This window comes from Escherichia sp. MOD1-EC5950 (genome assembly GCF_002965345.1).
Taxonomy (GTDB): domain Bacteria; phylum Pseudomonadota; class Gammaproteobacteria; order Enterobacterales; family Enterobacteriaceae; genus Escherichia; species Escherichia marmotae.
Genome location: NZ_PTSR01000002.1, coordinates 287,619 through 301,517 on the forward strand (window position 1 = coordinate 287,619; position 13,899 = coordinate 301,517).

Genomic DNA, 13,899 nt, shown 5'->3' on the forward strand with positions numbered 1-13,899 from the left:
CGGATAAGGCAAAAATCAATCTGCTGATAGTGTAGCGGCGCAATTTGCCCCGCACCAAATAAAAAAGCCGGTACTGACTGCGTACCGGCTGCGAATGGATGTTAATTAATCAAACAGTAGCTGCGGCACAATCTCTTTGGCCTGCGCCAGGAACTCGCGACGATCGGAACCTGTCAGCCCTTCGGTACGCGGCAGTTTCGCCGTCAGCGGGTTTACGGCCTGCTGGTTGATCCATACTTCATAGTGCAGGTGTGGTCCGGTTGAACGCCCGGTGTTACCGGATAGCGCGATACGATCGCCACGTTTCACCTTCTGCCCCGGTTTCACCAGAATCTTACGCAAGTGCATATAACGCGTGGTATAGCTACGACCATGACGGATCGCAACATAATAACCTGCAGCGCCACTGCGTTTGGCTACCACCACTTCACCGTCACCCACCGAAAGCACCGGTGTACCCTGTGGCATCGCGAAATCAACACCTCTGTGTGGTGCAACACGACCAGTTACCGGGTTCAGACGACGCGGGTTAAAGTTAGACGAGATGCGGAACTGTTTCGCCGTCGGGAATCGCAAGAAACCTTTCGCCAGGCCAGTACCGTTACGGTCATAGAACTTGCCATCTTCAGCGCGGATTGCGTAATAATCTTTGCCTTCAGAACGCAAACGCACGCCCAGCAACTGGCTTTGCTCACGTTTGCCATCAAGCATTTCACGCGACATTAATACAGCAAATTCATCGCCTTTTTTCACCTTCCGAAAGTCCATCTGCCACTGTAGCGCTTTGATCACTGCGCTCACTTCAGCGCTGGTCAAACCAGCATTTCTGGCGCTGGCAACAAAGCTCGACCCAACGGTGCCTTTCAGTAGATTATTAACCCACTCCCCTTGCTGCATTTCGCTGGTCATTTTAAAACCATTAGCAGCAGTGCGATCATAGGTACGGGTTTCGCGGCGAGAAACTTCCCAGGTCAGACGCTGTAAATCGCCCTCTGCGGTTAATGTCCAGGAGAGTTGTTGACCAATTTTCAGGTTACGCAGATCTTTATCCGCAGCAGCCAGTTGGGTGATATCACCCATCTCAATACCATATTGATTGAGGATGCTACTTAGCGTATCGCCTGTGGAAACGACATATTCATGCACACCCGCTTCACCAGCGGTTTTGTCGTCCAGTTCGTCCTGCGGAATGGCTTCATCTTCTTGTGCGGTTTGATCAATCGGTTCACTGGCTTCAGGTAAGAGTGAACGGATTTCGTTCTGTTCCAGCTCAATTGTTTTGACAATTGGCGTGGCGTCGCGGTGGTAAACATAGGGCCGCCAGACAGCGACGGCCAGGGTAAGAACGGTGAGCGACCCCAGCATAACGCGGTGTGGTCGCGGTAAATTATTAAACGCCAGGGCGACAGAGCGGGCTATCTGTTGCACGTAATCACTTCCTCATTAATCTCCTTTCAGGCAGCTCGCATACTGGTTGGCTAATTGATTCAGAAACTCTGAATAACTTGTTTTACCCAGTTTGATATTCGTCCCAAGGGGATCCAACGTTCCCATACGAACGGATGTCCCTCGTGCGACGCTTTCAACGACCGCTGGCCTGAACTGTGGCTCAGCAAAAACGCAGGTTGCTTTTTGCTCAACCAACTGTGTTCTTATTTGATGTAAACGCTGCGCGCCCGGTTGAATCTCTGGGTTAACGGTAAAATGACCAAGCGGTGTCAGTCCGAATTGTTTTTCGAAGTAGCCATAAGCATCATGAAAAACGAAATAACCTTTTCCCTTGAGCGGCGCGAGCTCATTACCAACCTGTTTATCGGTTGCAACTAATTGTGCCTCAAAATCCTTCAGGTTGGCGTCAAGTTTGGCTCGACTTTGCGGCATAAGTTCCACTAATTTTCCATGGATTGCAACCGCTGTAGCCCGCGCTATCTCTGGGGAAAGCCAAAGATGCATGTTGAAATCGCCGTGATGGTGATCTTCGTCACTTTTTTCCGCGTGGTTATGATCATCATCATCGTCGTGAATACTTTTCATCAGCAGCGGTTTTACATTCTCAAGCTGCGCAATCGTTACCTGTTTCTCCTCTGGTAATTTGCTCACCGGCTTTTGCATAAACGCTTCCATCTCCGGGCCAACCCAAACGACTAAGTCCGCGTTCTGTAAGCGTTTTACATCCGATGGACGCAGTGAATAATCGTGTTCAGAAGCACCGTCCGGAAGTAATACCTCGGTCTCTGTTACCCCATCAGCAATGGCGGAAGCGATGAATCCGACAGGTTTAAGCGAAGCAACAACGGCGGCATTTGCGGCCTGTGTTGCGCCCCCCCAGAGAGCAGCGGATAATGCTGCGAAAAGAAGCGTTTTTTTATGTAACATAATGCGACCAATCATCGTAATGAATATGAGAAGTGTGATATTATAACATTTCATGACTACTGCAAGACTAAAATTAACATGACAAGTCTGGTTTCCCTGGAAAATGTTTCGGTCTCTTTTGGCCAACGCCGCGTCCTCTCTGATGTGTCGCTGGAACTTAAACCTGGAAAAATTTTGACCTTACTTGGGCCGAACGGTGCCGGTAAGTCGACGCTAGTGCGGGTTGTGCTCGGACTGGTAACACCTGATGAAGGTGTTATCAAGCGCCACGGAAAACTGCGCATCGGATATGTGCCGCAGAAGCTGTATCTCGACACCACGTTGCCACTAACTGTAAACCGTTTCTTACGCTTACGCCCCAGTACACATAAAGAAGACATTCTGCCTGCACTGAAACGCGTTCAGGCCGGGCATCTGATTGACGCGCCAATGCAAAAGCTCTCTGGTGGTGAAACGCAGCGTGTATTGTTGGCACGCGCGTTGTTAAATCAACCGCAATTATTAGTGCTGGATGAACCTACTCAGGGCGTGGATGTGAATGGTCAGGTTGCGCTGTACGACCTTATTGACCAACTGCGCCGCGAACTGGATTGCGGCGTTTTAATGGTGTCTCACGATCTGCATCTGGTGATGGCCAAAACCGATGAAGTACTTTGTCTGAATCATCACATCTGTTGTTCCGGCACACCGGAAGTCGTTTCCCTGCATCCGGAATTTATTTCGATGTTCGGACCTCGGGGTGCTGAACAGCTAGGTATCTATCGCCATCATCATAATCACCGCCACGATTTACAAGGGCGAATTATTCTGCGTCGGGGAAATGATCGCTCATGATTGAATTATTATTTCCCGGTTGGTTAGCCGGGATCATGCTGGCCTGTGCTGCAGGTCCGCTGGGTTCGTTTGTTGTCTGGCGTCGTATGTCTTATTTCGGTGACACGCTGGCTCATGCGTCTTTACTGGGAGTCGCGTTTGGTTTGTTACTGGATGTGAATCCTTTCTATGCGGTGATTGCGGTTACGCTGCTGCTGGCGGGCGGCCTGGTATGGCTGGAGAAGCGCCCACAACTTGCGATCGATACGTTATTGGGAATTATGGCGCACAGTGCATTGTCGCTGGGTCTGGTCGTCGTCAGCCTGATGTCTAACATTCGCGTTGACTTGATGGCATACCTGTTCGGTGATTTGCTGGCAGTAACACCGGAAGATCTTATCGCTATTGCGATTGGCGTGGTTATCGTGGTGGCGATTCTGTTCTGGCAATGGCGTAATTTACTGTCGATGACGATTAGCCCGGATCTGGCGTTTGTTGATGGTGTGAAATTACAGCGTGTGAAATTGTTGTTGATGCTGGTGACCGCATTGACGATTGGCGTAGCAATGAAATTTGTTGGCGCGTTGATTATTACCTCGCTGTTGATTATTCCTGCGGCTACTGCGCGCCGTTTTGCCCGCACGCCGGAACAGATGGCTGGTGTCGCTGTTGTAGTAGGAATGGTTGCTGTAACGGGCGGTTTAACATTTTCCGCGTTTTACGATACGCCAGCAGGCCCCTCGGTGGTGTTGTGTGCAGCGCTGTTGTTCATTCTCAGTATGATGAAAAAGCAGACCAGCTAAGTTGCGACTGGCACTATACAGTGCCAGTTTCATCAACCAGGCCACCACATTGCGGACATAATCAAAAAAAACATACCGTTAAGAACGATCGAACAGTGAGAACATAAATCTGTATATGTTCTGAATGAGACCCGCGTTCGGGTTCGACGAATTAAACGGCTATATTAGCAAATCTCCTTTTACAGCTATTCTCCCTCTCAAAAAAGCGAAATCAGATCAAACCCCTCTCACTTGTGAGGGATATTATCGTCTCTCTGGAAAATGCCCGTACAGGCAGATACATAATCTCTGGAAACTGGTAATAAATACAGTAGTGTGGCACGGCGAAATATATGTATTAGCAGGGGAAATATTTATACAAAAAATGGATAATTACCATCAAATGCAATCTTGCGATTAAAGATCATTTCACATCATCAGAAACAGAAAGCGGTATACGGATGATCAATCTTAGGCAGGCCGTTATTAATGTGCTGATAATTCAGATGGCTTTTACCAGAATAGGTAAATAACCTTATATTGAGGTTCATCTTCGTTCCTCACTTGATGGCAAGAAATAACAAAGGTGGTAAACGGCATGCACCTGGCTCATTTGGTGCTAACTGAAACAACATTCTAAAAAGAGCAGCTATGTGTTTGTAACGTGTACAAATCAAGGCGCACATTTGCTTGTAGAGCACTAAGCGCAGGTCATTGCTGCACAAATGGGGCAGATTTCTGCTCAGATGGGTGTCAGACAATAATGGCAATCCACTGGCAATTCTGGATGCTAATTTCAGTTCTGATGCACCAACAATGCCCCATGCACAAAACAAGTAATCCCTTCGGTTTCAGTTGCTCACTGTGCCCAGTCAGGTTTATTGAGTATATGATCCTGCCAGTCGATCACTTCTGATTCTTTCACCGCGATATGACGTACGGAGATTCGCTCACCATGCATTGCCGCTTTCGAACCGGTAATCAGTGGGTGCCACCCTGGCAATGCCTTCCCTTCCGCCAGCAACCGATAAGCACAGGTCATCGGTAGCCATTCGAATGTTGGCAGATTCTCACGGGTTAATTTAATGCAGTCAGGTTCAAACTCGAAGCGGCGTTCGTAGTTACGACATTGACAGGTTTTAATATTAAGCTGACGGCAAGCGACGTTAGTGAAGTAGATTTCGTCAGTATCTTCATCCATCAGTTTATGCAGACAGCACTGACCACAACCATCACACAACGACTCCCATTCTGCATCGCTCATTTCATCCAGGGTTTTACTTTGCCAGAAAGGTATATCGCTCATCAGGTGTTCCGCCATTACGTTAAAACGCACCTTATAACCAGTCTGGCACAGCGTTGCAAGTATTGCCGCCTCTTTCAGGCGGCAAAAAGTATTACAAAACGCGAGTTGTCAACGAATGACTACCGAAAGTGATGATCAGTTCATCACCGCTGTGTAGTGGTCCAACACCATCAGGCGTGCCTGTTAGTACAACGTCACCAGGCTTGAGGGTAAAAAACTTGCTCATATAAGCAATCAGCGGAACGATTTTATGGATCATATCTGCCGTTGTACCCTGTTGACGAACGACACCATTTACACTTAAGCCTAGCGACGTATTTTGTGGATCGCCAGTGAACTCTGCAGCGGGAATAAACCCGGACAGTGGGCAAGAGTTATCAAACCCTTTAGCTTTTTCCCATGGCTGCCCGGCTTTCTTCATCTTTCCCTGAACATCACGTAATGTCAGATCGAGCGCCACACCATAACCGGCAATGGCTTTGCGTACATGCTCTTCCGTGGCCTGGCGTAGCGTCGCGCCGATCAACACCGCCAGTTCAACCTCATGATGAACCGCACCGAAATCAGAGGGGATGGCCAATGGCTGGCGCAGATCGCACAGTGCCGTTTCGGGTTTAATGAACAACACTGGCTCTTCAGGCACTTCACTCCCCATCTCTTTAATATGTTTGGCATAATTACTGCCAACACAGACCACTTTACTCACCGGATAATCCAGCAGCGCACCTTGCCAGTTGTGATGTTGATACATAACGTTCCTCTCACTTCATCGTGGTTCTTAAAACCCGCTCCGACAAATATGGTGCCACCGCCGGATATCGGTTATTTTTTAGTGCTGTCTGTATTTTTCGCCATCACAGAAAGATGTTGCTTCAGCAAATCCTCGGGAGGTGGTGGCAATTGAAGATAATAGCCATGCTCAGCTAATGCCTGTTTAACTTTCTCAATATCGGCATTTACCAGTTTCTTTCTCCCGTCCAATGGAAGAATCATCGCAAGTTGAGGTTGACCAAAACCTTTCATCAGCTCCTCTGGAACACGCGAAAAGTCGTCTTTTTTTTCAACATATAAATAGGTCTGGTCACGTTTGCTACTTCGATAGATCACACAAAACATAATTTTACTCTGAATAAATGGGGGGGTGACTTGCCTCAATATAATCCAGACTATAACATGCCTTATAGTCTTCGTAATATCATCGCACGCTGATGATGATGGTAATTAGCTAATTGAGTAAGGCCAGGATGTCAAACACGCCAATCGAGCTTAAAGGTAGCAGCTTCACCTTATCTGTGGTTCATCTGCATGAGGCAGAACCTAAGGTTATTCATCAGGCGCTGGAAGACAAAATCGCTCAGGCTCCCGCATTTTTAAAGCATGCCCCCATCGTACTCAATGTCAGTGGCCTCGAAGAACAGGTCAACTGGTCTGCAATGCATAAAGCTATCTCGGCAACGGGCTTGCGGATCATTGGTGTCAGTGGCTGCAAAAATGCGAAACTGAAAGCTGAAATCGAAAAAATGGGGTTGCCAATCCTGACTGAAGGAAAGGAAAAAGCGCCGCGTCCAGCTCCTGCCCCCCAGGCTCCTGCGAAAAATACAACGCCGGACACAAAAACGCGCTTAATAGATACCCCAGTGCGTTCCGGTCAGCGCATTTATGCGCCACAATGTGATCTGATTGTTACAAGTCATGTTAGCGCAGGGGCAGAATTGATCGCAGATGGTAACATTCATGTCTATGGCATGATGCGCGGTCGTGCGCTGGCGGGGGCAAGTGGTGATCGGGAAGCACAAATATTTTGTACGAGCCTGATGGCAGAACTGGTCTCTATCGCAGGTGAATACTGGCTGAGTGATAAAATCCCAGCAGAATTTTATGGCAAAGCGGCACGGCTGCAATTAGTCGAAAACGCTTTGACCGTTCAATCGTTAAATTGATCCCTTTTTAACAAGGAATTTTTATGGCACGCATTATTGTTGTTACTTCGGGGAAAGGGGGCGTTGGAAAGACAACCTCCAGCGCGGCCATCGCCACTGGTTTGGCCCAGAAGGGAAAGAAAACTGTCGTGATCGATTTTGATATCGGCTTGCGTAATCTCGACCTGATTATGGGTTGCGAGCGCCGGGTCGTTTACGATTTCGTCAACGTCATTCAGGGCGATGCAACGCTAAATCAGGCTTTAATTAAAGATAAGCGTACTGAAAACCTCTATATTCTTCCGGCATCACAAACTCGCGATAAAGACGCCCTTACCCGCGAAGGGGTCGCCAAAGTTCTTGATGACCTAAAAGCAATGGATTTTGAGTTTATTGTTTGTGACTCACCGGCGGGTATTGAAACCGGTGCATTAATGGCGCTCTATTTCGCAGATGAAGCTATTATAACCACGAACCCGGAAGTCTCATCAGTTCGTGACTCAGACCGTATTTTAGGTATTCTGGCGTCGAAATCCCGTCGAGCAGAAAACGGTGAAGAACCGATTAAAGAGCACCTGCTATTAACGCGCTATAACCCAGGCCGCGTTAACAGAGGCGACATGTTGAGCATGGAAGACGTACTGGAGATCCTGCGCATCAAGCTCGTCGGCGTGATCCCAGAGGATCAATCAGTATTGCGCGCCTCTAACCAGGGGGAACCGGTTATTCTCGATATCAACGCCGATGCGGGTAAAGCCTATGCTGATACCGTAGAACGTCTGTTGGGAGAAGAACGCCCTTTCCGCTTCATTGAAGAAGAGAAGAAAGGTTTCCTCAAACGCTTGTTCGGAGGATAAGTTATGGCATTACTCGATTTCTTTCTCTCACGGAAGAAAAACACGGCCAATATTGCAAAAGAACGGTTGCAAATTATTGTTGCTGAACGCCGGCGCAGCGATGCAGAACCGCACTATCTGCCGCAGTTGCGTAAAGATATTCTTGATGTCATTTGTAAATACGTACAAATCGATCCCGAGATGGTGACTGTTCAGCTTGAGCAAAAAGATGGTGATATTTCCATCCTTGAGCTTAACGTGACCTTGCCGGAAGCAGAAGAGCTGAAATAAGCCGTATTAGCTCAGACCTGATCTGACAGTTACCGGTGATTTATACAGGTATCTGTCAGATTACATCCGATTTAAGTTTTTCTCTGCCTGGCTACCCCCTTCCCCGCCAAACAGATTCACATTACTGCCGCCAGAAGATAATCACTTACATTACGTTTTCTGATAAATATTGTTCACATATAAATTACACAATAATATTGATATTTCAGATCACCTTACCTTTACAATACCACGTTAACATTTGATGACATTTCTTGAATAAACATTTCAAATCAATGAGTTAATTATTATTTAAGATTATTCCCATTCAAGCAAAAACCATAATTCTTATTATACAAACCGCGCTCATTTTGAATTATCTGAATAATAGAGAGCGTTCTTTAGTTAAGCTGTTCTTAATTGAAGACGAAATTATTGTGTGTGCAACTTACTAAATACCGGACATCTAAGTTGAAGAAAAAAATACTCGCCTTAGGGCTTATCTCAGCATTGCTCTGCTCCGCGCCAGCGATGGCGGATATGAATCGCACCACGAAAGGTGCACTGTTAGGCGCAGGCGTTGGTTTACTGACTGGCAATGGTGTTAATGGCGTACTGAAAGGTGCTGCAGTGGGCGCTGGCGTTGGTGCAGTAACAGAAAAAGGCCACGATGGTAAAAATGCCCGTAAAGGCGCAAAAGTGGGTGCCGCCGTTGGCGCGGTCACTGGCGTTCTGACCGGCAATGGTCTTGAAGGCGCAATTAAAGGTGCCGTAATTGGCGGTACGGGTGGTGCAATTCTGGGTAAAATGAAATAAGGAATGATGATGAAAAAATTTGCTTTACTGGCGGGGCTGTTCGTCTTCGCACCAATGACCTGGGCTCAGGACTATAATATTAAGAATGGTTTGCCAGCAGAAACCTATATTACCTGCGCAGAAGCCAACGAAATGGCAAAAACTGACAGCGCACAGGTTGCAGATATCGTTGCGGTAATGGGTAACGCCAGCGTTACCAGCCGTGATTTAAAGATTGAGCAATCACCGGAACTGAGTGCCAAAGTGGTAGAAAAACTGAATCAGGTTTGTGCCAAAGATCCGCAAATGCTGTTAATTACCGCAATTGATGACACCATGCGTGCCATCGGTAAAAAATAATCGATAATGTAGCACCGCGCCGATTGATTCGACGCGGTGTATTTTTAGCGGGTGAACAGACTTACAGACAATACTGAAGCACTGATTATTTATTTTGGTGATTTTATTGATTTAGTTTTTTATTCTTCACAAAAACTATTTCCCTGCAATCATATTCGTATACGCGTTACTCACCGCTAAAGCAATTCCTCAAATTAAACCCGGATAGTTTTTCAGTTTTAACGATTAATTATTCAATGATTGGACTTATAAACACGCCTGATCAAATATTCTATAAGTCCAGATTATCAAAATATAATGAAAAAGATTAATGTTGATCCCTTTGACTTACAAACTTTTCTCTTAATCGGTTAAGTAAATTGATCACCAACCAAACAAGTGCATTGATTAAATTTATGGTAACCAGCACTTCTCCCAGCCAGATGCTGGGTTTGGCGAACAGGATCACCAGAATGGTGATCAGCATAAACGCGATGGAGAAGATGATATACAAAGTGAAATAATCCAGGCTATTACTATTGTTCATGCTACTGACGGCGATCCTGAAAACAATTTCAGATAATTATAGCAAACAAAATAATGAACAATAGTAACAAGACGCAACGAGCTAATTATCTGTCTACAATTGCACCACCACAGAGTCTTTTCGATCATTTTTTAGCCAGACATCATCATGCTACGTGAATTAGTACATATTTACTCAACAACCACCTTCACCCTCGGTTTTGAGAGAATAATTTTGACTAACTCAATATACGTCACCGGTTTATAGAAATAATACCCCTGCTGAAACGTGATATTATTTTTGTTCAGGTAATCGAGTTGCTCCTTCGTTTCGACACCTTCGGCAACAATACTGATAGAAAGTTTGCGCGCCAGATCCAGCACACAGTCCAGAATTCGGGTGGAATCTGGATCTGCGTTGACCCGACCAACGAAACTGTGATCAATCTTAATATAATCGATGTGCAGATCATGGAGATAAGAAAGTCCCGAGTACCCCGTACCAAAATCATCCAGCGCAATGACAAAGCCATTTTCATGCAGAATATTTAGTCGCTGGACAAGGTTTTCATCAACATGCAAAGCTTCACGCTCAGTAACCTCAAGAACGAGATTCAAATCATGGCGCGTGAAGCTGTCCCGGTATTTCAGACACTCTTCAACAAACGTAGGCGAAATAATATGTGAGGCGCTAAAATTAATCCCTACATGGAAACCTTCCGGCAGTTTACTTGCGATCGCGTTCATTTGTGTGGCGACCTGGTTCATCAGACTTTGGGTGAGCGGAACTATCAACCCTGATTTTTCAGCAAGTGGAATAAATGCTGCGGGTGAAATATATCCTCCGCGAGGATGTTTCCACCTGGCAAGTACTTCTACGCCGCGTAACGTCCCTTCCCGGCCATTAACCACGGGTTGGTAAAAAGGTACAATTTCACCATTGCTTATTGCTCTACGCAGGATCTCTTCAGGCGTGTCACTCTTGTTAAAATATTTATCAAGCAAAAAATCAGCAGAACAGGAGATTAACAGGCTGAATATCAAAATACCCAAACCTTTATCGATAAGTCTGGTGAAATTAAATAGCGGCGGTTGGTTATAGATAATACTGAAATGATATTCTGTGGAATTTACCCGTCCAGAAAATTGATGGCTGCCATTGAGAGTTGTCACATCTCCTGACGGTCCAATAATGCTATTCCCCACGCGCAAAGTATATTTCACCCCCTTCAACGGCACATTGAGCGCCCCGCGGATATGCTGGTCACTAATTGTCACCAGGATACGCGTATCAGCGAATTGAATCTGATAAAGGAGGATGGGTAATCTATTTACGGTGTCGATCGCCGGAGCCAATAGCAAATTGTTGTCAGATATAACAGGAATACGGGATAGCAGAACCCGATTACCTGGTAGCGATGTACACCAGACTGCACCTTGTTTGAGAATGATGATCGTCCGCAGATGTGGTTTCAGCGCAGCCTCTGTACCTAGTTGGTATTGTTCATCCAGATCACACCTCTTCTCGGCAATTTTCATTGCCGTTCGAGTCGCCTGTGACGCTTCCTCAAGAATATGATTAATGTTGTTAGCGGCGTACCTCGCCCCCGCCAGGCTCTCTGCTTTTGCGGAATACCAGAGCTGAAAATTCAAAATAGACACACCAGTAAGAAACAAGCACACCGCAACGAGGATGGGGATAAGTGTATTGCGCATTTGCGTGTCCCGGGGCCATTATTTTGTGTTCATTCGCTCAATCTGGCGTCTACAAAGAGCATGGTAGAGAGAACCAGAAATATCCATACTCTTGATGAAATTTTGCCCTCTATGCCGTAACTTAAAGCAGAGAAAAAGCATTGGACAACAAAACGGAACAAGAATATTGGTCAGGCAAAGTTCTCTGTGTCCCCTTCACTTTTATACATAAGCTATCAATAAGTAAGGATATGATGAACTGGCACAACGTCGATGGGGCCTCGCTGGTAAGGTGGGTGTTAATTTTCCAGTACGTGCCCCCGCGTCTTTTCTTCGATAGCGGCGGCTCCAGATCATAAGATGGAGATGCCAGACCATGTCGCTCAATAGCCACATCCCAAATCAGCACCAATACATACAGCAAAATCACTAGAATGAATGTGAAACACGGATAGCAGTAATATAAGCCTTACACGTTAAAACAAGAAAAATAACTTTTTCTGATGAACTTACCTAACCAATTAGAATTAAAAAGAAATCACTAATCGCTATATTTAGCAAGTCGGACTATAGGGACAATATAATACAGACTCTGGTTACATAAGACGTTCACTTTTCACAAACCACCACGTTACAAATTGTAAAGATTAACTCTTCCAGTTTGCATTCAACTTGTCTGGTCATATCTAAATAGATATGTAAAATTGATAACGGCTGGTAATCATTCAATACTCGCACTATAGAAAGTTCGCCAGCCTGCCGCAGGCACGTGCTTTCATATGACGTGTCTGCGGTTTCGTTGTGATATTTAAATAGTAGTACTGGTGAATTATGAGCAATCCGAATCCATGCATGACGTGTGGTGCCTGTTGTGCATTTTTCCGCGTCTCTTTTTACTGGGCCGAAGCTGATGATGCAGGCGGCACCATACCGGCTCATCTGACTGAGCAGATATCCCCTTACCACCGATGTATGCGCGGTACTAACCAGAAGAATCCACGCTGTGTTGCCCTGGCTGGAACGCCTGGAAAAAACGCCTGCTGCACAATATACAAGAATCGCTCATCCACATGTAGAGAATTCGCCATGTCTGGCGAGCATGGAGAAATTAATGAGGCATGTAATCGCGCCCGAGCTAAATATGGGCTACCGCCAATTTAAAACCGCGCATCCTTAATAAGGCATTCAGGTGTCAAAATCAACCATACCGCGACATTATTGTTGCGGTTTAATTATTAACAATGAAAAATGAAATCATAAAATAACGCATCGACAATAATTAACATCGTTAAAATTAAATATCCTTGCGTGAAAATAGAATATTTTATATTCCCATAGACGAATTTTTTCATGTTATGATATAATATAATACGATGAAAAAACACAAGTTATCAACTTGTCGGTAATGTAAATAAATTTCGAGGAGATCATTCCAGTGGGACGTAAATGGGCCAATATTGTTGCTAAAAAAACGGCTAAAGACGGTGCAACGTCTAAAATATATGCAAAATTCGGTGTAGAAATCTATGCTGCAGCTAAACAAGGTGAACCAGACCCTGAATTAAATACATCTTTAAAATTCGTTATTGAGCGTGCGAAGCAGGCACAAGTTCCAAAACACGTCATTGATAAAGCAATTGATAAAGCTAAAGGTGGCGGAGATGAAACGTTCGTACAAGGACGTTATGAAGGTTTTGGCCCCAATGGTTCAATGATTATCGCCGAAACGTTAACTTCAAATGTTAACCGCACGATTGCTAATGTTCGCACAATTTTCAACAAAAAAGGCGGAAATATCGGAGCGGCAGGTTCTGTCAGCTATATGTTTGACAATACTGGAGTGATTGTATTTAAAGGAACAGATCCTGACCATATTTTTGAAATTTTGCTTGATGCTGAAGTTGATGTTCGCGATGTGACCGAAGAAGAAGGAAATATCGTTATTTATACTGAGCCTACAGACCTTCACAAAGGAATTGCAGCGCTAAAAGCAGCCGGAATTACTGAGTTCTCAACAACAGAATTAGAAATGATTGCTCAATCAGAAGTTGAGCTTTCACCAGAAGATTTAGAAATCTTTGAGGGACTTGTTGATGCCCTTGAAGATGATGATGATGTTCAAAAAGTATATCATAACGTTGCAAATCTCTAATTATGAATTTAAGAAATCTGCCTTTATGGCAGATTTCTTCACCTTATCTTAGATTTACCTAAAAACTCCGCATTAAATCCAGTACCTCTAC

17 protein-coding genes and 1 pseudogene are annotated in these 13,899 nt (G+C 45.3%); 10 read left to right on the forward strand and 8 right to left on the reverse strand.

Going from position 1 to position 13,899, the window contains the following annotated elements:
- Window positions 1-105: 105 nt before the first annotated feature.
- Both mepM and znuA read right to left on the reverse strand, forming a co-directional pair.
- Window positions 106-1,428, reverse strand: a complete 1,323-nt coding sequence (gene mepM / locus BEA93_RS03740; RefSeq protein WP_001184055.1) for a murein DD-endopeptidase MepM — start codon at window positions 1,426-1,428, stop codon at window positions 106-108.
- A gap of 15 nt (window positions 1,429-1,443) precedes the next feature.
- Window positions 1,444-2,376, reverse strand: coding sequence for a zinc ABC transporter substrate-binding protein ZnuA (gene znuA / locus BEA93_RS03745; RefSeq protein WP_010376204.1), 933 nt, complete (start codon window positions 2,374-2,376; stop codon window positions 1,444-1,446).
- 78 nt (window positions 2,377-2,454) lie between these two features.
- Here znuA and znuC point away from each other — a divergent pair, with 78 nt between their 5' ends.
- Window positions 2,455-3,210, forward strand: coding sequence for a zinc ABC transporter ATP-binding protein ZnuC (gene znuC / locus BEA93_RS03750; protein WP_001516255.1), 756 nt, complete (start codon window positions 2,455-2,457; stop codon window positions 3,208-3,210).
- The gene (gene znuB, locus BEA93_RS03755; protein WP_000571466.1) at window positions 3,207-3,992 is read left to right on the forward strand and encodes a zinc ABC transporter permease subunit ZnuB; all 786 of its coding nucleotides are present in this window, start codon (window positions 3,207-3,209) and stop codon (window positions 3,990-3,992) included. The genes znuC and znuB overlap by 4 nt, the downstream gene beginning before the upstream one ends.
- Window positions 3,993-4,830: 838 nt before the next feature.
- Here the strand turns inward: znuB and BEA93_RS03760 are convergent.
- The 3 genes from BEA93_RS03760 to BEA93_RS03770 all read right to left on the reverse strand — a co-directional run bounded on the left by BEA93_RS03760 (window position 4,831) and on the right by BEA93_RS03770 (window position 6,393).
- A complete protein-coding gene (locus BEA93_RS03760) occupies window positions 4,831-5,277 on the reverse strand; it encodes a YcgN family cysteine cluster protein (protein ID WP_001516253.1) in 447 nt (148 codons plus the stop codon).
- A 91-nt stretch (window positions 5,278-5,368) separates the two neighbouring features.
- Window positions 5,369-6,028, reverse strand: coding sequence for a fumarylacetoacetate hydrolase family protein (locus BEA93_RS03765; protein ID WP_000284291.1), 660 nt, complete (start codon window positions 6,026-6,028; stop codon window positions 5,369-5,371).
- Between the two features lie 71 nt (window positions 6,029-6,099).
- A complete protein-coding gene (locus tag BEA93_RS03770; protein WP_001516252.1) occupies window positions 6,100-6,393 on the reverse strand; it encodes a YcgL domain-containing protein in 294 nt (97 codons plus the stop codon).
- Between the two features lie 128 nt (window positions 6,394-6,521).
- Between BEA93_RS03770 and minC the strand changes: the two genes are divergently transcribed.
- From minC to BEA93_RS03795, 6 genes are all read left to right on the forward strand, one after another.
- Entirely contained in the window at window positions 6,522-7,217 is a 696-nt protein-coding gene (gene minC / locus BEA93_RS03775) for a septum site-determining protein MinC (RefSeq protein WP_001516251.1), read from the forward strand.
- 23 nt (window positions 7,218-7,240) lie between these two features.
- Entirely contained in the window at window positions 7,241-8,053 is an 813-nt protein-coding gene (gene minD / locus BEA93_RS03780; protein ID WP_000101053.1) for a septum site-determining protein MinD, read from the forward strand.
- A 3-nt stretch (window positions 8,054-8,056) separates the two neighbouring features.
- Complete coding sequence (gene minE, locus BEA93_RS03785) at window positions 8,057-8,323, forward strand: cell division topological specificity factor MinE (RefSeq protein WP_001185664.1); 267 nt, start codon at window positions 8,057-8,059, stop codon at window positions 8,321-8,323.
- A 296-nt stretch (window positions 8,324-8,619) separates the two neighbouring features.
- Window positions 8,620-8,757, forward strand: a complete 138-nt coding sequence (locus BEA93_RS26290; protein WP_228988174.1) for a hypothetical protein — start codon at window positions 8,620-8,622, stop codon at window positions 8,755-8,757.
- Window positions 8,758-8,773: 16 nt separating this feature from the next.
- The gene (locus tag BEA93_RS03790; protein WP_000726984.1) at window positions 8,774-9,118 is read left to right on the forward strand and encodes a YMGG-like glycine zipper-containing protein; all 345 of its coding nucleotides are present in this window, start codon (window positions 8,774-8,776) and stop codon (window positions 9,116-9,118) included.
- Between the two features lie 3 nt (window positions 9,119-9,121).
- Window positions 9,122-9,457, forward strand: coding sequence for a YmgD family protein (locus BEA93_RS03795; protein WP_000979974.1), 336 nt, complete (start codon window positions 9,122-9,124; stop codon window positions 9,455-9,457).
- A gap of 307 nt (window positions 9,458-9,764) precedes the next feature.
- Here the strand turns inward: BEA93_RS03795 and ymgF are convergent, their stop codons facing one another.
- From ymgF to BEA93_RS26295, 3 genes and pseudogenes are all read right to left on the reverse strand, one after another.
- Entirely contained in the window at window positions 9,765-9,983 is a 219-nt protein-coding gene (gene ymgF / locus BEA93_RS03800; RefSeq protein WP_038355934.1) for a cell division-associated protein YmgF, read from the reverse strand.
- 170 nt (window positions 9,984-10,153) lie between these two features.
- A complete protein-coding gene (locus BEA93_RS03805; protein ID WP_105224299.1) occupies window positions 10,154-11,677 on the reverse strand; it encodes a cyclic diguanylate phosphodiesterase in 1,524 nt (507 codons plus the stop codon).
- A 672-nt stretch (window positions 11,678-12,349) separates the two neighbouring features.
- A pseudogene (locus BEA93_RS26295) lies at window positions 12,350-12,435 on the reverse strand (capsid protein); the annotation flags it as partial.
- A 52-nt stretch (window positions 12,436-12,487) separates the two neighbouring features.
- Between BEA93_RS26295 and BEA93_RS03815 the strand changes: the two are divergent.
- Together BEA93_RS03815 and BEA93_RS03820 are read left to right on the forward strand one after the other, a co-directional pair.
- Entirely contained in the window at window positions 12,488-12,817 is a 330-nt protein-coding gene (locus BEA93_RS03815) for a YkgJ family cysteine cluster protein (RefSeq protein ID WP_010376212.1), read from the forward strand.
- 274 nt (window positions 12,818-13,091) lie between these two features.
- Window positions 13,092-13,808, forward strand: coding sequence for a YebC/PmpR family DNA-binding transcriptional regulator (locus tag BEA93_RS03820; protein WP_000532916.1), 717 nt, complete (start codon window positions 13,092-13,094; stop codon window positions 13,806-13,808).
- Window positions 13,809-13,899 lie beyond the last annotated feature (91 nt).